The organism is Kordiimonas gwangyangensis DSM 19435 = JCM 12864 (genome assembly GCF_000375545.1).
Taxonomy (GTDB): Bacteria; Pseudomonadota; Alphaproteobacteria; order Sphingomonadales; family Kordiimonadaceae; genus Kordiimonas; species Kordiimonas gwangyangensis.
This window is the reverse complement of sequence record NZ_AQXF01000007.1, coordinates 38,857-58,479: the sequence shown is the minus strand read 5'-3', so window position 1 is coordinate 58,479 and position 19,623 is coordinate 38,857. Positions and strand designations below refer to the sequence as shown.

General features: G+C 57.0%; 18 protein-coding genes. 7 read left to right on the top strand and 11 right to left on the bottom strand.

Annotated elements, in window-relative coordinates; translation table 11 throughout:
* Positions 1-17 precede the first annotated feature (17 nt).
* A complete protein-coding gene (gene odhB / locus B150_RS0118070; protein WP_020401360.1) occupies positions 18-1,280 on the top strand; it encodes a 2-oxoglutarate dehydrogenase complex dihydrolipoyllysine-residue succinyltransferase in 1,263 nt (420 codons plus the stop codon).
* An 84-nt stretch (positions 1,281-1,364) separates the two neighbouring features.
* Entirely contained in the window at positions 1,365-2,771 is a 1,407-nt protein-coding gene (gene lpdA / locus B150_RS0118065; RefSeq protein ID WP_020401359.1) for a dihydrolipoyl dehydrogenase, read from the top strand.
* 76 nt (positions 2,772-2,847) lie between these two features.
* On the opposite strand, the gene B150_RS0118060 is transcribed toward lpdA, so the two are convergent.
* The gene (locus B150_RS0118060; protein WP_020401358.1) at positions 2,848-4,365 is read right to left on the bottom strand and encodes a hypothetical protein; all 1,518 of its coding nucleotides are present in this window, start codon (positions 4,363-4,365) and stop codon (positions 2,848-2,850) included.
* 424 nt (positions 4,366-4,789) lie between these two features.
* On the opposite strand from B150_RS0118060, the gene B150_RS21830 reads away from it, so the two are divergent.
* Positions 4,790-5,314 carry a response regulator gene (locus B150_RS21830; protein WP_020401357.1) on the top strand — a complete coding sequence of 175 codons (525 nt, stop codon included), beginning with the start codon at positions 4,790-4,792 and terminating at the stop codon, positions 5,312-5,314.
* A gap of 204 nt (positions 5,315-5,518) precedes the next feature.
* Positions 5,519-6,058: a response regulator gene (locus tag B150_RS22755; RefSeq protein WP_020401356.1), complete on the top strand. Its 540-nt coding sequence runs from the start codon at positions 5,519-5,521 to the stop codon at positions 6,056-6,058.
* Here the strand turns inward: B150_RS22755 and B150_RS0118045 are convergent.
* The 3 genes from B150_RS0118045 to B150_RS0118035 are packed head-to-tail and all read right to left on the bottom strand — an operon-like array spanning position 6,055 to position 8,020.
* Entirely contained in the window at positions 6,055-6,378 is a 324-nt protein-coding gene (locus tag B150_RS0118045) for a hypothetical protein (RefSeq protein WP_020401355.1), read from the bottom strand. The two genes, B150_RS22755 and B150_RS0118045, sit on opposite strands and share 4 nt — an antisense overlap.
* Before the next feature lie 32 nt (positions 6,379-6,410).
* Positions 6,411-7,364: a tyrosine recombinase XerC gene (locus B150_RS0118040; protein WP_020401354.1), complete on the bottom strand. Its 954-nt coding sequence runs from the start codon at positions 7,362-7,364 to the stop codon at positions 6,411-6,413.
* A gap of 2 nt (positions 7,365-7,366) precedes the next feature.
* Complete coding sequence (locus tag B150_RS0118035) at positions 7,367-8,020, bottom strand: COQ9 family protein (protein ID WP_020401353.1); 654 nt, start codon at positions 8,018-8,020, stop codon at positions 7,367-7,369.
* A 307-nt stretch (positions 8,021-8,327) separates the two neighbouring features.
* Between B150_RS0118035 and rpsU the strand changes: the two genes are divergently transcribed.
* A complete protein-coding gene (rpsU, locus tag B150_RS0118030) occupies positions 8,328-8,546 on the top strand; it encodes a 30S ribosomal protein S21 (protein WP_020401352.1) in 219 nt (72 codons plus the stop codon).
* Positions 8,547-8,631: 85 nt separating this feature from the next.
* Here the strand turns inward: rpsU and B150_RS0118025 are convergent, their stop codons facing one another.
* The 5 genes from B150_RS0118025 to B150_RS0118005 form a co-directional block, all read right to left on the bottom strand.
* Positions 8,632-8,919: a hypothetical protein gene (locus B150_RS0118025; protein WP_020401351.1), complete on the bottom strand. Its 288-nt coding sequence runs from the start codon at positions 8,917-8,919 to the stop codon at positions 8,632-8,634.
* 251 nt (positions 8,920-9,170) lie between these two features.
* Complete coding sequence (gene amaB / locus B150_RS0118020) at positions 9,171-10,682, bottom strand: L-piperidine-6-carboxylate dehydrogenase (RefSeq protein ID WP_020401350.1); 1,512 nt, start codon at positions 10,680-10,682, stop codon at positions 9,171-9,173.
* Between the two features lie 51 nt (positions 10,683-10,733).
* Entirely contained in the window at positions 10,734-12,422 is a 1,689-nt protein-coding gene (locus B150_RS0118015; protein WP_020401349.1) for a thiamine pyrophosphate-binding protein, read from the bottom strand.
* Entirely contained in the window at positions 12,409-13,575 is a 1,167-nt protein-coding gene (locus B150_RS0118010; protein ID WP_020401348.1) for a saccharopine dehydrogenase C-terminal domain-containing protein, read from the bottom strand. The genes B150_RS0118015 and B150_RS0118010 overlap by 14 nt, the downstream gene beginning before the upstream one ends.
* 3 nt (positions 13,576-13,578) lie before the next feature.
* Positions 13,579-14,664: a saccharopine dehydrogenase gene (locus B150_RS0118005; RefSeq protein ID WP_020401347.1), complete on the bottom strand. Its 1,086-nt coding sequence runs from the start codon at positions 14,662-14,664 to the stop codon at positions 13,579-13,581.
* Between the two features lie 147 nt (positions 14,665-14,811).
* On the opposite strand from B150_RS0118005, the gene B150_RS0118000 reads away from it, so the two are divergent.
* Complete coding sequence (locus B150_RS0118000; protein ID WP_025896683.1) at positions 14,812-15,240, top strand: Lrp/AsnC family transcriptional regulator; 429 nt, start codon at positions 14,812-14,814, stop codon at positions 15,238-15,240.
* Positions 15,241-15,244: 4 nt separating this feature from the next.
* On the opposite strand, the gene B150_RS0117995 is transcribed toward B150_RS0118000, so the two are convergent.
* Together B150_RS0117995 and B150_RS0117990 are read right to left on the bottom strand one after the other, a co-directional pair.
* On the bottom strand, positions 15,245-16,597 hold the full coding sequence (locus B150_RS0117995; protein WP_020401345.1) for a sensor histidine kinase: 1,353 nt from the start codon (positions 16,595-16,597) through the stop codon (positions 15,245-15,247).
* Entirely contained in the window at positions 16,587-18,008 is a 1,422-nt protein-coding gene (locus B150_RS0117990; protein WP_020401344.1) for a sigma-54-dependent transcriptional regulator, read from the bottom strand. The genes B150_RS0117995 and B150_RS0117990 overlap by 11 nt, the downstream gene beginning before the upstream one ends.
* Before the next feature lie 192 nt (positions 18,009-18,200).
* Here B150_RS0117990 and B150_RS0117985 point away from each other — a divergent pair, with 192 nt between their 5' ends.
* The gene (locus B150_RS0117985; protein ID WP_020401343.1) at positions 18,201-19,565 is read left to right on the top strand and encodes an efflux RND transporter periplasmic adaptor subunit; all 1,365 of its coding nucleotides are present in this window, start codon (positions 18,201-18,203) and stop codon (positions 19,563-19,565) included.
* Positions 19,566-19,623 lie beyond the last annotated feature (58 nt).

Below are 19,623 nucleotides of genomic sequence, written 5' to 3'. Positions count from 1 at the left end.
GGGTAGGAGCACACCCAATGGCAATCGAAGATATCAAAATCCCGCAAATGGGCGAATCGGTCGCTGAAGGCACCATCGGCTCTTGGCTGAAAAAGGTGGGCGACCGCGTCGAAGCGGATGAGCCGATTGTAGAAGTTGAAACTGACAAAGTGGCCATGGAAGTGCCGAGTCCGGTGGCTGGCGTTCTCGTGGAAATCATCGCTGAAGAAGGTCAGGACGTTGAGATCGGTGCGCTGATCGCAAAAGTGGACACTGAGGGCAAGGCCGCATCTGCTCCGGCTTCCGCACCAAAAGCGGAAGAGAAGAAAGAAGCGGCTCCAGCACCTGCGCCGAAAGCTGAAGAGAAGAAGGAAGCCGCACCGGCGCCCGCACCTGCAGCATCGTCCGCAAGCGGTGACCTGATGCCAATGTCGCCCGCTGTGCGCCGGATTGTCGAGGATTATAACCTCGATGCGAAGTCGATCACGGGTACCGGCAAAGACGGTCGTCTGACAAAAGACGACGTTATGACCGCGATTGAAAACGGCTCGGCACGTACTTTCTCAGCCGCCGCGACTGCGGCAGCGCCTGCGGCAACTGGCCCACGCGAAGAGCGTGTTAAGATGACCCGTCTCAGGAAGCGTATCGCCGAGCGCCTCAAGGACGCACAGAACACCGCAGCGATGCTGACCACCTATAACGAGGTGGACATGACGGCTGTGATGGAAGCGCGCAACAAATACAAAGACCTGTTCGCGACCAAGCACGGTATCAAGCTCGGCTTCATGAGCTTCTTTACCAAGGCTTGCTGCCTCGCGCTCAAGGAAATTCCGGCGGTGAACGCACAGATTGATGGTGACGAGATCGTCTACCACAACTTCGCGAACATCGGCGTTGCCGTATCGTCGCCGAACGGTCTTGTTGTGCCGGTCCTCAAGGACGCGCAGGACATGTCCTTTGCTGACACCGAACTGGCGATCGCCAACTATGGCCGCAAGGCCCGCGACGGCAAGCTGACGGTTGACGATATGCAGGGCGGCACCTTTACCATTTCGAATGGCGGCATCTTCGGTTCGCTGATGTCGAGCCCGATCCTGAACCCCCCGCAATCCGGTATCCTTGGCATGCACAAGATCCAGGAACGCCCGATGGCGATTGGTGGCCAGGTGGTAATCCGCCCGATGATGTATCTGGCGCTGTCCTACGATCACCGCATCATTGACGGTCGCGAAGCTGTGACCTTCCTTGTCCGTGTGAAGGAAGCCCTTGAGGACCCGACCCGCCTGCTCCTTGACATGTAAGGCGGCACGTCCGATCTCTGGTATATGAAAGATAATGGGTGGGCCTTCGTTCCCACCCTTTGTTTCGATAAGAAGGGACATCAAATGTCTGATCAATTTGACGTAGTTGTCATCGGTGCCGGCCCCGGCGGTTATGTTGCCGCAATCCGCGCAGCCCAGCTTGGTCTCAAGGTCGCGTGCATCGACAAGCGCGATACACTCGGCGGGACCTGCCTGAACGTGGGCTGTATGCCCTCGAAAGCGCTTCTGAATGCATCGCACCTCTATCACGAGGCTGCGCATGACCTTGGGAAGTTCGGCATCACCACCAAAGGTGTGAGCTTCGACCTCAAGGAAATGATGGGCGCGAAGGACAAGATCGTTGAAGGTCTGACAGGCGGCATTGCAGGCCTCTTCAAGAAACACAAAATCACCTGGTACAAGGGTGCCGCGCGCTTTGCAGCAAAAGACACCATTGAGATTGAACTCAATGACGGCGGCAAGGAAACCATCAAGGCGAAAAACACTGTTATCGCGACGGGCAGTGACGTGGCCAGCCTGCCGGGTGTTGAGATCGACGAGAAACAGATCGTTTCCTCCACCGGGGCGCTCAGCCTGCCGAAAGTGCCGAAGCACCTTGTAGTGATTGGCGGCGGTGTGATCGGGCTTGAGCTTGGCTCAGTATGGCAGCGGCTTGGCTCTGAAGTCACCGTTGTTGAGTTTATGGACCAAGTCCTGCCGGGCATGGACGGTGAGGTTCGCAAGAACTTTGGCCGTATCCTCAAGAAGCAAGGTATGAACCTCAACCTGTCTTCCAAAGTGACCTCGGTCGAGAAATCCAAGTCCGGCGTGAAAGTTACATTCGAGCCGGTAAAAGGTGGCGACGCCAAAACGCTTGATGCCGATGTGGTGCTGGTGTCCGTCGGTCGCCGTCCCTACACGGCAGGCCTTGGCCTCGAGACCGTGGGCGTGGAACTTGACGAGCGTAGCCGCGTGAAGGTGAACCACGATTTCTCCACCAACGTGCCCGGTATCTGGGCGATTGGTGACGTGATCGAGGGTCCGATGCTGGCGCACAAAGCCGAGGACGAAGGTGTTGCGGTTGCTGAATATATCGCGGGTCTCACCGGCTATGTGAACCACGATGTGATCCCGGGCGTGGTTTACACCCACCCGGAAGTCGCGAATGTGGGCAAGTCCGAGGAAGACCTCAAGGAAGCCAAGATCGAATACCGCGTGGGCAAATTCCCCTTCACGGCAAACAGCCGCGCGAAAGCAAACTTGCAAACCGACGGTTTTGTGAAAATCCTCGCGGATAAGAAAACTGACCGTGTGCTTGGTGTTCACATCATCGGCGCGGACGCTGGCAACATGATTGCCCAAGCCGCGACGGCGATGGAATTTGGCGCGTCTGCTGAAGATATCGCGCTGACCTGCCATGCGCACCCGACGGAAACGGAAGCAGTGAAGGAAGCCGCTCTCGCGGTTCACAACCGTCCGATCCACATGTAGGGACGCAGTTGGCGACTGAAATTAAAAAGGCCCCGGCAATTTGCCGGGGCCTTCGTCGTTTTTGCGTCAATGTTTCCTAGAAGGCTGCATTGACACCGATGATCACACCACGGTTGACGGTGTCGATATCGCTGTGTGTCGCGCCCGGCGCTACGTTCCCGCCACTAATGAAGTTCAGTGGGGCATAGCCGTTGATCTGCAGCAGTTCCACAAAGCCTTTCACGCTTGGCGTAATGAAATGCGCCGCACCCAGCACCCACTGATCCTGCTTCTCCCACGGTGCGCCATTGGGGCCGGCGCGGAAGTTGCTGAACTCGAGCGAGAGATCCAACTGGCGCTCGGCAATCGCCGTCGTGTATTTGCCGCCAAGTGTCAGGCTGCTGACCTTGCTGGCTTCGAACCGGTCGAGGGGTGGGGTGGGGTTGAATGTGCCTTCCCACACTTTGGTGGTTTTGCCGAATTCGCCAATGAACTGGAACGGGCCAGTTTGCAGTTGTGCATAAGCCGCCCATGCCGGGTTGTTGTCAGGGCAAGGGTTGAAGTGCGTGACCGGGTAGGTCTGGCAATAGGCGCTACCACGTTGGTACGAACCGCCCACAAGCAGATAATCCGCGTCACCGAAGCCATAGGTATAATTGGCGTCAATCACATAGTTGTTGAGCTTGCTCGGGACCGCGGTGCCGTTATTTGGCATATTGGCCGCGCGGAACTGCGCACCACCCTGAACAGCTTCGACCGATACATTCAGGCCATTATCATGATAGGTGAGTTTGGCGCCATAGGCGAGGCCACCAAACGCGTGCCAAAAGGTCGAAGAGGAGAAGGGGTTCACCGTATCGGTCAAACCAAACGGCGTCGCCATCTTGCCAAGCGTAAGATAGAAGGGCGTTTCGTCCAGATTGCCGATGACCACATAACCCTTGCGCAGTTGCACCTGGTTGCGCGAAATCGCGGTGATCGTCCCTGCGCCGAAGCTCTGTTCTGGATCATAAAGGAGTTCAGCATAGGTGGTGACCCAGTCACCTAGCGTGGCGGTCATGCTGAGCTGTGCGCTATGGAGTACAGCTTCGCTCACATCGTTCTGCTGCTGGTTGTTCGGGGTTGGGTGGCGCATCAGGTAACCGAACTTGTTCTCCCGGTTACTGTGCCAGTAGTCGGCGATTGCGGTTATTGCGCCACCAAAAATGACAGAGTTGGACGGTAGGGAGCCATCCTGCCGCGCTTCAAGCAGGAGTTCTTGCTTGCGGTTGATGCGTGTGGTCGGGTCCAGCATATCGTATGACAGGCGGTGGCTCAGTTTGATCGTGCCGACACTGGCATCTGCCTCTGTCGCGCTCGAAGCGACCTCGACTTCACCGGGGTCATTCTCCGTGGCGCCTTCACTGAGGCTGAGGCTGGGGTTGTTCCTGATTTGAACAAGTTCCTGCCGGAGTTCCTTGTTCTCTGCCTCAAGTCGTTCAAGACGCGCGAGAATTTCGGCGATTTTTGCTTCATCATTGGCATTTGCCGCTGAGGTAACGGTAAGGGACGTGGTGGATGCCAGCCCTGCAAGTAACGCCGCAGTGAGCCTGCGGGAATACTGCGTTTTCTTCATTGCATTTCTACCTGATATACTCCGCCCGAACGGGCAGAGGTGTTGGCCTTTTGGGGTAATATTTGTATTTTATTGGGTGATCGGAAGAACGAGCTACCGACATACCGGCACATGTTTGGGCAAAAGGCGCGGGGCCTGAGAAAAATACCAAGGAATTGGGATTGGCATTATTTCCCCCTGATCAGCCAAACAATTTCTCGATCCAGAAGCTTAATAGTGCATAAGCGTTCCGCAAACAATAATGCTGATAAAATTTATTCCCGGCGAATCTGTTGCTGAATTTAGATAAAATTTTATGTGTCTTTTGACTTTAGGTCAGCGTGTAGGTTTTAATCTTTTCATTCGAATTTAATTAAAATTCGGCCCGGTCAGGCAAATACGGGCACCCATCAGGCATCGTGAAACTGGCGTTGGGGAACAGTTGATGCAGTATGGTAAAGTAAATTATGCCGCGCATAATGCGCTGGTCGCGCTATCAAATGTGCAGCTTGGCCGGACGATCTGGCACTTTCTGAGAGAACAGGGAATCGGTGGTGGTCGCTTGGTAACCAGCGCGCGAGATGCCGTGTTGCGTATGGAACAGTCGCGTTTCACCTTGTTCTTTGTCGACTATGAACTTCCTGAGTTTGGTGGCGTGGATTTTATCAAATTCATCCGCATGATCGATGGCCCCATGGCCGAGGCTTTTGTGGTCATGGTAATCCCGAACCCAAGCCGGGAAAAGGTTTGGGCCGCCCGCGATGCCGGCGCCCACGAAATCCTTGGATTGCCACTTACCGCCAAGCTATTGCATGCGCGGCTTGACCATATGATCGGAAACCCCAAGCCCTTCATTCGGGCCTCGTCTTATATTGGCCCGTGTCGCCGCCGTGAGGTGGTGAAAATTCACCACGGCGTTGAGCGCCGTAAAACCCGGGGTGGAAACGACCCGGTGCGCCGGGCGTCTTAGCAAAAATAGAATAATTTTCCACGCCTGTTGAAATTCTAGTTGTTCGTCCGATCAGGAAGGTTGTGAGTTTGTGTACAAAAGTGCACATATTCTCTGTGTTTTCGGCAAAATAAACTTTTGACGTAGTTGAAAAATAATACTAATCGGGAGATGGGGCTATGTTGAGGTGAGACGCGATGGAAAGTCGCGCTCAAGGGGGAAATCGTGATACCGCAAAAAGGCATGAATTATCGTTCCATGCATGCGCTTGTGGCGCTGTCTAACAAGCAACTCGGCGAAACACTCTGGCATTATCTGAAGGAGTTTGGTGCAGGCATGGTGCAGCTCGTTTCACGGCCAGAAGATGCCGTGCGCCGCATGCATGATTTCAGCTTCACTCATTTTTTCATTGATTATGATTTTGGCGAAAACGGCGGCGCAGATTTTGCGCGGTTCGTGCGCCTATGCGATGGCCCTGTGGCCGAAGCCTCGATTGTGTTGATTATGCCGCAGCCCAGTGCGGCCAAAGTATTCACTGCGCGCGATGCAGGCGTGAACGAAATCCTTGGTCTGCCGCTCACGGCCAAACAGCTTGATACCCGGCTCAAACATTTAGCTGCGCACCCAAAACCCTTTGTGCGTGCCAGTTCCTATATCGGGCCTTGCCGGCGGCGGGAGGTGATGAGTGTGTATCACGGTGTCGAGCGGCGGGATCATGGCGGTATGCACCGCCAGAACGCGCGCAGGACGCTAATGCGCGCCTAGATGCTGCCGAAGATCTGGCTTTCAGCCAGCACAGTCAATGTCATGAAAATGAATGGCATGAAGGAAACCTTGGGGCTGCCGACCGCGGTCGCACGCATGGCGCCAAGGAACGAGAGCGCTGCCCGCAGGCTGAAGAGCACGGTAGCGAGCGCCAGAAGCCCGGTGCCGATCACCAGCACGCTGTCCCCCTTATAGCTTGGGTAGATGAGATAGTTGGCGATCACTAGCATCAGGCTCAGTAGGGTCATGGCACCATAAAGTGCAGTGAGCGCCCAGCCGCGGAAACGATCAATTCTTGGGGTTTCAGGGGGCATGGACACGTGAATTTCCTCTCTGTTTTATCAGCTCCGCCTTATGCACGGCGGAAGGCCTTATCATACACGTCCATCAGGCGGGCGCTATCGACTTCTGTATAAACCTGCGTGGCCTTGAGGTCCGCGTGACCCAACAGTTCCTGAATAGTGCGCAGGTCACCGCCGCGTGACAGTAGGTGGGTCGCGAAGCTGTGCCGTAGGGCGTGCGGGGTCGCGCTCTCTGGCAAGCCAAGAACGGCACGCACCTTTTGCATCACAAGCTGCACCGGGCGCGGCCCAAGGCGCGCGCCACGCTTGCCGACAAAAAGTGCCTCGCCGCTTCTAAGGGCAAAGGGGCATTGGGCCACATAGCGATTGAGCGCGTCCCGCACCACTGGCAGGACGGGGACAATGCGTTCCTTGCTGCGTTTACCGGTGATACGCATGGTATCGCCGCGCGGGATGTCATCCACATTCATGGAAAGTGCTTCCGCGATCCGGAGGCCACAGCCGTAGAGCAGGCTGATGATGGCGGTGTCGCGCGCCGCTATCCATTCCTCGTCCGCAAAGTCACCAACGGTTTCCAGAACAGAGCGTGCGCTCTCTTCCGTCAGCGGGCGCGGCACACGGTGCGGCAGTTTGGGCCCCTGGATCGCGCGGATGGCATCATTCTCGACGCCTTCTGTGCGCGCGAGAAAACGGTAGAAATTGCGTATGGTTGAAAGTGCTCGCGCGGTACTGCGGGCCGATGCCCCCTTCGCCCGTTTGTGCGCAAGAAACGCGCGGAAATCACGAATGCCGAGGCCTGCGAAATGCTTTGGGGTGAGGCTTGAGCCTAAGTGACCGTTCATGAAGGCAATAAAGTCACCAAAGTCGCGGGCATAGGCATCAAGCGTATGCACAGACATGCGCTTCTCGCTTTCGAGATAGCGCCGCCAGCGCTGCACAAGGGGCAGTGCCTTGTCATCGAGGCCGATGAAGAAGCTTTCGTCGCTATGCTCAGCCTTAGCCATGGTCAGGCGTGCGGATACCGCAGGCGGCTGATGAAGTTTGAGAGGGAAGGCGCTTTGGCGCAGGCTTCACGCATCTTGAATTTGGTCTTCTCGAACGTCATGACATTCTCGATCCGGCGGTCAAGGAAAGCCCAGGTATCTTCAAAGCCTTCAGATTCGTCATTGAGCCAGAAAAGCAGGGTCGAGCTATAGACCGCCAGAAGGCTCGCACGTTTTGTGTACCAGTTGTGGTCGGTCGATGTATCGCCGCAGGCCCGCCATATAGTATCGCAAGTGCGCCAGCCGGCTTTCATGCCAGCAGCCACGTTTTGCGGCAGGGCGTGCACAGCAACGCCACGTTTCACGGCTTCACGGTGTTTGCCCGCCTGCTCAATACGCGTGCGTACGGCAAGCGTGATACGGTCGCGGATGCGCATGTCCATCAGGTTCAGCGATGCCAGCGTTTCGGCCAGCTTCTCGTCGGCCAGGACGAGGTGCGTTTCCATGGCTTCCATGGCACCACCGGGGAAAGCAAGCTCAGCCATTTCCGGGCTTACGTCAAGGTCGGCAGCAGCATTTTCGAGCGCTTTCTGGCTCCAGCCGTCAAAGGGTACATGCGAGAGCATCGCCTCAATCAAGGGTACACGGAGTTCCAGCGGTGTCTTGTCTGTCGTCATGGTCATTTCCTGTATTTGGAACGAAGCATAACATGCTTGCCGACATTTTTCATCTTGTCCCTGCCTAGCACGCCTCTCTCTCGTGCGCGAGAGGGCAGGTTGCCGCAAGCTGGAATTTCCCGCTGAATTGTGGTATGGAAATAATTATGAACGATCCCAGTGCGGCGCGAAGCCTTGTGCCGCATAGGGTTCTTGTGTGGAAATGACTTGTGCGCACGGGTGCGCTCTGCTATAGGCCTGTTGCCCTATGGTGCGACCCCGATGTCCCGCACTATAAATTCTGGCTTTAGAAAGGAAGGTGTAACCCATGGAGGTTACCGTTCGGGATAATAACGTGGACCAGGCCCTTCGTGCGCTGAAAAAGAAACTTCAGCGTGAAGGCGTGTACCGCGAAATGAAAATGCGTCGGTTCTACGAAAAGCCATCTGAAAAGAAGGCTCGTGAACAGGCTGCTGCCGTTCGCCGCGCTCGCAAACTGGAGCGCAAGCGCCTGGAGCGTGATGGTCTGGTAGTAAAAGGTCGTTAATTCTACCTTTTTACAGATCCACAAAAAAATCAAAACCCCTTGAAGCAACGCTTCAGGGGGTTTTCTTTTTAGCCTCGGTCGGCGCTCAGTGTGTGGGCAAGCTCAATAAGGTACGCGGTTCACCCCTGTCCTTGTCGGCCTTGAGGTAGTAGCGCGCATAAGGGCTCATCGCGATGCGGAGCTCGTGCTGCTTGCCGTCCTCAGACTGTACCACAAATGCGAACCTGCCGCAGCGTACACCCTCAACTGCATCTTCCATGGTGATCTGCCACTCGGACCCGTCATAGCTTTCGCCACACAAGTGGGTAACGGTCTCGAAGGAATTTCGACCTTCGGCTTTACATACAGCGGTCACATCATAACGACTGGGCATTCCAAACCTCACGAAAGTGGTTGGTTGATACATGCCTGATTGAATTTTGCCTGAGGGCCAAGAATAGCAGGGAAAATTTGCGCCTTTCTTGCGGAACTGTCCAGTTTTGGGGAAAATTTTAGAAGTTTGACAGGCTACCAGAACAAAGAAAAAGGGCGGTCACAAAGGACCGCCCAAGTTTTTCTTAAGGCTATCGTTATTGTGTCAGGGTAGCCCTGAACCCCCTCCCTGACCTCTGTGGACCTGCGGCCTTAGCCGAGGTCGAACTTGATGCCTTGTGCAAGCGGAAGCTCGCGGCTGTAGTTCACCGTGCTCGTTTGGCGGCGCATGTAGGCACGCCACGCGTCGGAGCCGCTCTCGCGCCCGCCGCCGGTTTCTTTCTCACCACCAAAGGCGCCACCAATTTCAGCACCGGAGGTGCCGATGTTCACGTTGGCAATGCCGCAATCGGAACCGGTGGTCGCGATAAAGCTTTCAGCTTCGCGCACATCGGTCGTGAAGATCGCGGAGGACAGGCCTTGCGGTACAGCATTCTGCATCGCAATTGCGTCGTCGAGGTCTTTGTATTTCACGATGTAAAGGATCGGCGCGAATGTCTCTTCGCACATGCTTTCCGTTTGGCTATCAAGCTCAACGATCGCGGGGTTCACATAGTAGGCGTTCGGATAATCATCAGCCTTCGCACGGCCGCCACCGGTGATGGTTGCGCCTTCGCTTTTTGCGGCAGCCAGTGCCTTCTCCATATTTTCGAACGAGTCCTTGTCGATCAGCGGACCAACGAGCGTGCCAGCCTTGAGCGGGTCGCCGATACGGATGCTCGAGTAGGCTTTCTTGAGCTGCGGTACGAGGGTGTCATAAACGCTCTCGTGCACGATCAGGCGGCGGGTGCTGGTGCAGCGCTGGCCTGCGGTGCCAACTGCGCCGAACACGATGCCCGGGATTGCCATTTCAAGGTCAGCGCTTGGCGCCACGATGATGGCGTTGTTGCCGCCGAGCTCGAGGATGCATTTGCCGAAGCGCTCAGCTACACGCGGGCCAACCTGACGGCCCATGCGGGTGGAGCCAGTGGCGGAGATAAGCGGTACGCGTACATCGTCAACCATACGCTCGCCGATGTCGCGCATGCCGATGATGACAGAGGACAGGCCCTCTGGTGCATCGTCACCGAACTTGGCCATGGCACGCTCAAGGATCTTCTGGCACGCAAGCGCGGTCATCGGTGTTTTCTCCGACGGCTTCCAGATCACCGGGTCACCGCACGCCAGCGCGAGGGCAGCGTTCCATGCCCACACAGCAACCGGGAAGTTGAAGGCGGAGATGATGCCCACGGGGCCAAGCGGCTGCCAGTATTCACGCATGTGGTGGCCGGGGCGCTCGGACGCAATGGTCAGGCCATACATCTGGCGGGAAAGACCAACCGCGAAATCGCAGATGTCGATCATTTCCTGAACTTCGCCTTTGCCTTCTTCGTAGATTTTACCGCATTCAGCGGTCACGAGGGCACCAAGCGGGTCCTTGTATTTGCGCAGCTCTTCACCGAGCAGGCGAACAAGCTCACCCCGGCGCGGCGCCGGAACCGTGCGCCATTTCTTGAAGGCTTCAACGGAAGCAGCAATCTTGGTGTCCACGGTTTCTGCCGTGTCCATTTTCACTTTGCCCATCAGGCCACCGTCGATCGGGGAATAAACGTCCAGATCGCCGTTCTCGAATGCGCTCGGCTTGATGTCCAGTTCTTTAAGGATGTCAGCAACACGTGCCTGCATCGGTACTCTCCTTGATGTTCGAATTGTCTCTGTTCTTATTTCTTCGGGTTCTTATTTCCGGGCCCGGAGGCCGGATAGGGTGGCAGTGGGGCCAATGGCCTCCTGGTCCACCATGATCTCAATCAGTGCGGGCTTGCCGCACTTGTGTGCCGCATCAAGTGCAGATGCGAAGTCCTCGGTCTTTTCAACGCGGGTCGCAAATGCGCCAAAGCTTTCGGCAAGCTTCACGAAGTCTGGGTTCGTAAGCTCGGTCGCTGAAACCCGCGTCGGATAGTCGCGTTCCTGGTGCATGCGGATCGTGCCGTACATGCCGTTATTGAACACGAGGAAGATGACATTTGCACCGTAGCGCGCGGCGGTCGCCAGTTCCATCGCGCTCATCATGAAGCAGCCGTCGCCCGCACAGGCAACAACAGTCTTCGATGGGTTCACGATCTTGGCGGCAATGGCAGCCGGTACGCCGTAACCCATGGCGCCGGATGTGGGCGCAAGCTGGGTCGGGAAGTCGCGGTAGCGGTAGAACCTATGCAGCCATGCGGCATAGTTGCCCGCGCCGTTACAGAAGATACTGTCAGCAGGCAGTGTCTCACGCATGTGCGCATAGAGGCTCGCGATCTTCACATCACCGGGGTTGTCGGTCGGTGTAGTCCAGGCTTCATATGCCTTGCGCGCCTCTGCTGTCGATGCCGCCCACTTCTCGTTGCCGGCCAGTTTCATGTCGGCCAGAAGCGGTGCAATGGTCACAGGTGTCGCGTTGATGGCGAGGGTGGGGTGGTACACCCGGCCCAGCTCTTCCGCGCCCTGATGCATGTGAATAAGGGTTTTTTCCGGAACCGGAACGGACAAGCGCTCGTAGCCACCTGTGGTCATCTCACCAAGGCGCGGGCCGAGCACGAGCAGCACATCAGCATCCTTCATGCGCTTGATCAGTGCCGGGTTGGCACCAATGCCCATGTCACCGATGTAATTCGGGTGGTTGTTATTGAAGCGGTCCTGACAGCGGAAGGAAACCGTGACGGGCAGGTTGTTGTTCTCAGCGAACGCCTCGACCTGATCAACCGCTTCCTTGGTCCAGCCGCTGCCGCCAAGCATCACGAGCGGGCGTTCGGCCCCCTCAAGCAGGCGCTTCAGCTCAGCCATGTCGGTCGCACCCGGGTGCGCACGGTTTGGCGTGTACGGAATTTGCGCCTGTTTCGCACACATCTCGCGCAGCATGTCCTCAGGCAGCGCGAGTGCTACCGGGCCGGGGCGGCCACTTGTTGCCACACGGAACGCGCGACCAACATATTCGCTGATGCGCGACGCGTCGTTGATCTCAGCCGTCCATTTGGTGACTTCCGAGAGGAAACGGCGATAGTCGATTTCCTGAAACGCCTCGCGCTCCACCTGATCGGCGGCAACCTGACCGATGAACATGATCATCGGCGTGCTGTCCTGGAAGGCGGTGTGCAGGCCAATGGTGCCATGCGTGGCACCGGGCCCGCGGGTCACAAAGCAGATGCCGGGTTTGCCGGTCATCTTGCCGTATGCCTCCGCCATATTGGCGGCACCTGCCTCGTGACGGCAGGTGATGAATTTGAGGCTGTCTTCAGCGTCATGGAAGGCATCAAGCGCCGCGAGGTAACTTTCCCCCGGTACGCCGAAGGCATAGTCCGCGCCGTTTGCGATGAGCGCTTCAATGAGCGCCTGTCCGCCGGTGATTTGAGTATTGGGCACTTGATATACCTCAGAGATTGACATTATGCGCACGGATGGTGACATCGGCGTCCTTCAGGCCGCGCAGCCATTTCTTGGCCTCTTCCGCGTCCGTCAGTGCTGCGTGCACACCCGGTTCAAACACGCCGCGTTTTGCCGCTTTTATGGCCTCAGCCACAGTCAGCGACACAGTGCGTGCCATGGCGGTCTGCCAGCCGCTGCCCACTTCGTCAAGGGCAAGCGAGGCGGACCAGACTTCCATACCGTCGTTGTTGCTGGCGGTCAGCGCGACATAGAGCACCACGCGGTCTTTTTCGCCGTCAGCGTAGCGGTATTCGTTCCACAGTTCCTGCGACAGCGCCTTGAGACGCACAGTGTCGCCTTTTTCAACTTCCGCGAAGATATGCGCCCAGGCTTCTTTCCAGCCGCCTTGGCGCAACGTGCCGCGCACAAAGGTGTTGAGGTGTTTTTCGCCCTTAAGGCCGTATTCCTCAATATAGGGCAGGCTGTTGCGGTTCGGGTAAACCTCAAAGGTTTCGCCGGCGATTTCAAGCTCGGACACCGCATGCCAGACCTTTTCCGTCACCTTTTCCTCGCCGCCTTCGATCCGGCGGGCGGGGTTAGCGAGGGCCTTGAGGACACCAAAGGGTGTCCATGAGAATTTATAGGTGAAGTCGGTCTTCTCAGCCGGGATACCACCACAGTGGGAGACAAAGTCGATGCGGTAGCCACGGTCGAGCATGCCTGCCTCACGCGCGGCATTCACGATCACATGGGCAAACAGGTGGTCGATGCCGGGGTCGAGGCCCACTTCATTCACGAACGCGAGACCCTTTTCCTTGGCGCGGGCGTCAAGCGCGGCCATGGCGTCATCCACATAGCTTGAAGTCACCATATGGGTGCCGGCTTCAAGCGCAATTTCTGCGACCGTTACATGAAGGGCTGCCGGCAGCATGGAGATGACAATATCGCCCGGGTTTAGCACGCTCTTGAAATGCGCGACGGAATCAGTGTCATCAAGGTTCAGCTCGCCGATCTCAAGCGTATTGCCGCCCGCGACATGCCCTTGCAGCATTTTTGCGCGTTCGTCGGACATGTCCCAGACGGTGACATTGCCAAGCTCGCTCGCTAGTGCCACGAGACCGGGGCCGGATGCGAGGCCTGCGCCGATCCAGTGAATGTGTTGTGTATCAGTCATAAGTCAGGAAGCCTTGCGTTCGGTCATTTTAGCGCACGCGCGCTGGAAGGCGGCGTCACATGCTTTCCATACCGTGCTGTCACCGCGAATTTTCAGCGCCAGCAGGTGTGGCAGCATCATGCCCGCGAACTCTATACTCGCCTCGGTCGGCAGCAAAGAGGGCAGGTTGTCGATAGCAATCAAATCCACTTTACCAGCATCGGTATCAAGGGTGATCGCAGGCTCAGTCCAGCTTGTCGGCGCGTTATAGAGCGGCAGCGGATTATAGTCGCTGAACGGGTCACATGACACGTCGGAAATGACCTTCAGGTTCACGCCTGCTTTCAGGTCCTCTGCGCGCACAAACGGCGGAATATGGTCCGCAACAAAAGCGCAGTTGACCAGAATGTCGTGCTCAAGGATTGCATCGCGGTCTAGCTCCGTGGTTTCCTTGCGGCCCCAGCGCGTAACTTCAATGCCGTGACGCTCCAGAATGCCGGCGGCACCTGTGCCGCTACGGCCCGATGCACCGATCACGAGCGCTTTTGGTTTTTCTATACCCTGGGCTCGGGACTGAATGAGGTCATCCAGTGCCTTGGCGCTCTCAAATGGCTTGAGGCCGTCCATGATGTAGGACGCGCGGCCCGCCTTGCGGTCATACCACTGCAGGAGCGCAAGTGCGGCACCCATATAACCAGCCCAGTAACCGAAAGCGGCAACACGGCGGCCGGTCTCGTCGGTCATATATTCGATGTCGAGGAGGGAGCCACCACCCTTGAGGAAACGGTTCAGCGTATGCTGCCAGCCGCTTTGGCACTTGTAGGCATGTGCGAAATAGATATGGCTGTGCTTGAGGGTTTCAGGCTGCTCCGGCAGTTCCTTGAGGCCAAGGATTACCGCGTCCTTGGGCGCATCCACCCACGCGCCCGGCTCAGCCATCGTGCAGCCGGCATTTTCATATAGCGCATCGGTGATGATGCGTTTCGCGGATTTTTCCACGACCACGTTAAAACCGGCATCCATCAGCGCCCGCGCCCCATCGGGGAGAAGGGGGGTGCGCCGTTCGGTTTTGCGGGCTTCGTCCCGAAGCCAAAGCGTCTGCTTTTTCATTCCACCACTCGTTACTTGTGTTCCGTCCCTCATCAAAGTGTAATCGTGAAAATGATGGCCTTGAATAGCGATTTGGTATAATCATTCCGTCAATTTAACGGATTAAGTTATTATTTTCCGGCATAATGATGGCAATTGTGGGAAGGCATGATGGACGCGACAGACGAGAAATTATTGAAGCTTTTGACGGCCAACAGCCGGGAGGCAACGTCTTCGCTTGCGCGCAAGCTGGGCCTGTCGCGTTCTACCGTGCAGGACCGCATCAATAAGCTTGTTGACCGCAAGATCATTGCCGGTTTCACGGTCAAACAGCATGAGGATTATGAGGGCAAACTCATCTCCGCCCATGTGCTTCTGTCGATCGACCAGAAATATGCGCAGCAGGCCATTGGACTCATGAAAACCCACGCACCGATCAAGACACTTTATGTGGTGAGCGGTGAGTTTGACCTGATTGCGATCGTGAAAGCGCCGACAATGGAAGAGATCGACCAGACGCTCGATTTCATCCTCGCCATCAACGGGGTGAACAAGACCAACACCTCGCTGGTCTTGTCCGCGAAAAAGGAAAGCTGAACGGCTAGAACGTCAAGGTGAACTTGGCGCCGCCGCCTTCGCGCTCACCTACGCTCACGCTACCACCATGTGCGATCATCACCTGCCGGGTGAGGGCGAGGCCGACGCCGCTGCCGTCGCGTTTGGTGGTGAAGAAGGGTACAAAGATTTTCTTGGCGATATCTGCCGGGATGCCGGGGCCATTGTCGGCCACTTCCACGATGGCGTGACCACGACGGTTGAGGCGCGCGGCGAGCGTAAGCGCCGCCCCTTTGCGCCCCTCCATCGCCTGTTCGGCATTGCGCAGCATGTTGATGAGCACCTGCTCAATCATGTCACGGTCGGCAGTGACATCCAGTTCCGCCGGTTCGATAATCGATGAGAAGCCGATGCCCTTTTCCTCCCAGCCGATGGTGGCAACCTTGGCGACGCTCGCGAACAGGTCATCGAGGCGGATGAGGGTTTTCTCGGGCGGGGGCAGGCGGGTCAGGCGACGGTAGCTTGAGACAAATTGCATCAGGCTATCAGACCGACGCGCGACAGTTTGTACAGCGTCTTTCACATCGCCCAGTTCCTCAACCAGCTCTTCATTGCCCTGCAGTTTGTCAGATATGTCTTCCACCAAATCGACGGCGGTTTTTGCGAGGCTCGCTACCGGGGTGATCGAGTTCATGATCTCGTGCGTCAATACACGCACAAGGTCCTGCCATGCTTGTAGTTGGGCGACGTCAAGTTCGCTTTGGATGTTCTGGAGGCTGATTAGCTTTTCACTGGCGCCGCCAATGATGATCTGCGTTGCGGCGAGGGCCAGTTGCTGGTTCATGTCGTCACTTGTGAAGGTGGCGAGGCGGCGGTCACCAGCTTCAAGCCCGCGCACCTGTTTGCCGAATTCTTCACCAAACTGGTCAAGGTCGGCGGCGCGGGTGACATGCGCACTGCCGAACAGGCGGCGCGCTGCATTGTTCCAGAGCACGAGCGTGCCGTCAGCATGGATGGACATCAATGGCACTGGCACATGCTCAATCAGCGCCTTGAGGTGCCGCAGTTCCTCTTCCTGATGGGACCGGGCGGCTTGAAAGCGGTTGAGAATATCGGTGAATGTTTCACCGAGTTCGCCAAAACCGGCACCAAGCTTGTGCAGATTGAAGCGCTGGCTGAAGTCAGCGTAGCGGGCGGCATCAAGGAAGCGTGTTATCTCCGCGTTGGTTTTGGAGACAAAGGTGAACACCTCCCACGTCTGGCCTGAGACAACAAAGAACACCAGAAGCGTTGCTGCGTGATAGCCGGGAATGGCAACAAGATAGGTGAGCGCCAGAAGGGAGATCATGATCAACCCCAACCGGCCGGCCAGCATCAGGCTGAATTTTTTAAAGCCCATGCTTTTCCATCCTTCTGTAGAGTGCCGCGCGCGTGAGCCCCAGATCCTTGGCGGCATGGCTGATGTTGTAGCGGTGCTTCTTCAGTGCTTCCTCAATCGCACGGCGTTCGAGGCGTTCGAGGTTGAGGTCTGCGTCCGCATCTGGCGCGGCGATGTTAACCGGCGCTTCCGTCTTCACGGTTGCTACGTCACCGGCCTGGTTTGGCTGTGCGTCAAACTGGAAATCCTGCGGTTCGAACATATCCCCTTCCGACAGGATAACCGCCCGCTCAATCGCGTGTCTGAGCGCACGCACGTTGCCGGGCCATGCGTATGCCTTGATGGCATCGAGCGCGGTGGGCGAGAACCGCTTTNCGCTTCGCCCGTACTTGCGCGCATATTGTGCGACATAAAAATCAGCGATCTCCGGGATATCGTCCGCCCGTGCCCGCAAGGGCGGCAGGGTAATTTCCACGGTGTTGAGACGGAAGAGCAAATCCTGTCGGAACACGTCTTCGTCCCGAAGTTTGCCCATGGGTACGTTGGTGGCTGCGATGACACGCACATCGATAGGGAACGCGCGGTCCGAGCCCACGGGTGTCACCTTGCGCTGCTCCAGCACCGTCAGCAGCTTTGCCTGAAGGTGCAGGGGCAGGTTGCCAATCTCGTCAAGGAACAGTGTGCCGCCGTGCGCGGCTTGTAGCCTGCCAACCCGGTCGTCGCGCGCATCAGTGAAGGCACCTTTTTTGTGACCGAACAGTTCACTCTCGAACAGGCTTTCTGTCACGGCACCCAGATCAACCGACATGAATACCTTGTCAGCGCGCAAGGAGCGGCTGTGCAACTCCCGCGCAATCAGCTCCTTGCCGGTACCGTTTTCGCCGAGGATCAGCACGTTGGCGTCTGTGGGGGCGGAGCGTTCCACCATGCTCATCACATCCTGCATGGCGCGGCTCGCGCCCAGGATGGGCTGCTTGGGTTCGCTCACGGCTTTCACAAGTGTGCGGTTGGTTTTCTTGAGTTCTTCCGCCTCGGACCGGCTGCGGCGCAGCTTCACGCTGGCGGATAGCGTGGCGACGACTTTTTCGTTTTGCCACGGCTTGGCAATGAAGTCGGTCGCGCCTTTTTTCATGGCATCAACCGCCACGCCCACGCCGCCGTGCGCCGTGATCATGACCACAACGGCCTGCGGGTCGATCTCGAGAATGCGGGCGAGCCAGAAGAAGCCCTGATCGCCTGAGCTTTCGCCCGGGCCGAAGTTCATATCAAGCAGAATGGCATCAAAGTCGTGCGCCGCCATCAGCTCTTCAATATGCTCTGGTTTGTTGCATGTGACTACGGTGCCATAGTGCCGCTTCAGCAGTAGTTTGCCCGCGACCAGAATGTCCTCATCGTCGTCCACGATAAGGATCTTGCCGTCCTTGCCTGCCATGAAATCTGTCCTCGTCCGGTTTGTTTGTTTTGTTGTTCGATAGCGTACACAGCGTGTTCGATTTCGTACAGTGATTTGTGTTCATTATCGCACACCTGAAATTAAATCATTTAAAATCAATATCTTAATTTGTGGCACGGACCTTGCGGATGGAAAGGCCTAGGGCAGAAACGCCGGACACGGAAGACAGCAATGGGTACAGTGACCGATATGGAACAAAAGAAAAAAACAGATCACACAGTTTCGATGCATGGCGGTGCAACCCGTACACCGGGGGGTGCTGTTACAGGCTCGGGCATGGACCGCAGGGTCGAAAAGAAAAAACAGCCGTGGAAGAAAATAGGCATCGCGGCCGGTGCCGTAGGGCTCGTCGCGCTGATCGCTTCAGTGGTGATGGACGCTTCAAGCGGCCGTAGTTTCAAAGTGAACGAAGGCCGGATCGTGGTTTCAGAAGTGTCGGAAGGCACGTTTGAGGACTTCATCCCCATTCGCGGCCGGGTAACCCCGCTTAAAACCGTTTTCCTTGACGCTATTGAGGGCGGGCGCGTTGAGCGTGTGCTCGTTGAAGACGGTGCCATGCTCAAGAAGGGTGACCTGATTGTGGAGCTCTCGAACACCACGCTCCAGCTTGAGGTAACGCGGAACGAGGCACTGGTGACCGAGCAGCTCAACAACATGCGCTCGATTGAGCTGAGCCTTGAACAGAACCGCCTTGATCACAAACGCAACCTTGTTGAGCTGGATTACCAGATCAAACGGCTTGAGCGTCAGGTCCAGCGTGAGCGTGAGCTGATCAAGACCAACGCCGTATCGCAGATGCAACTTGATCAGACCGAGGACGAGCTCGACTATTACCAGAAGCGCCGCGCCGTAACGCTTGAAAGTCAGGCGACGGACGCGCGCATGCAGGAAACTCAGCTCAAATTCCTGCAAGACTCTGGTCAGCAGCTTGAAGCAAGCCTTGAATTTGCCCGCAAGAACCTGGCGGCACTGAATGTGCGCGCGCCGGTTGATGGCAAGCTCTCCGGTTTCAACGTGGAAATCGGCCAAAGCATCACCCGTGGTGGTCGCCTCGGCCAGATTGACGACCCGGACAACTATAAACTGACCGCGAACATTGACGAATTTTACCTTGGCCGTGTGGACCTTGGGCAGGAAGCGCTGTTTGAGCGTGGCCGCGAAGAATACCGCATGACCATCGCGAAGATTTATCCGCAAGTAACCAACGGCCAGTTTGAAGTGGACTTTGTTTTTGAGGGCGAGCAGCCGGACGGTATCCGCCGCGGCCAGACCCTTCAGGCCAAACTGACCCTTGGCGACGCGACGAAGGCGAAGCTGGTCCCGAACGGTGCCTTCTATCAGGATACGGGTGGCAACTGGGTCTTCGTGGTGGCGCCTGATGGCTCGGAAGCGATCAAACGCAACGTTCGCCTCGGTCGCCGCAACAACAACTACATCGAAGTTATCGACGGCCTGGATATTGGCGAACGGGTAGTGACATCACCTTACACCGGCTTTGTGGAAATGGACCGCCTCAAGCTGGATGGCGAAAACTAAAAGGTCCGAGACACGACGCGAGGCGTGGTTTGGGTGGCTCATGCGAGGATAGGGAGCC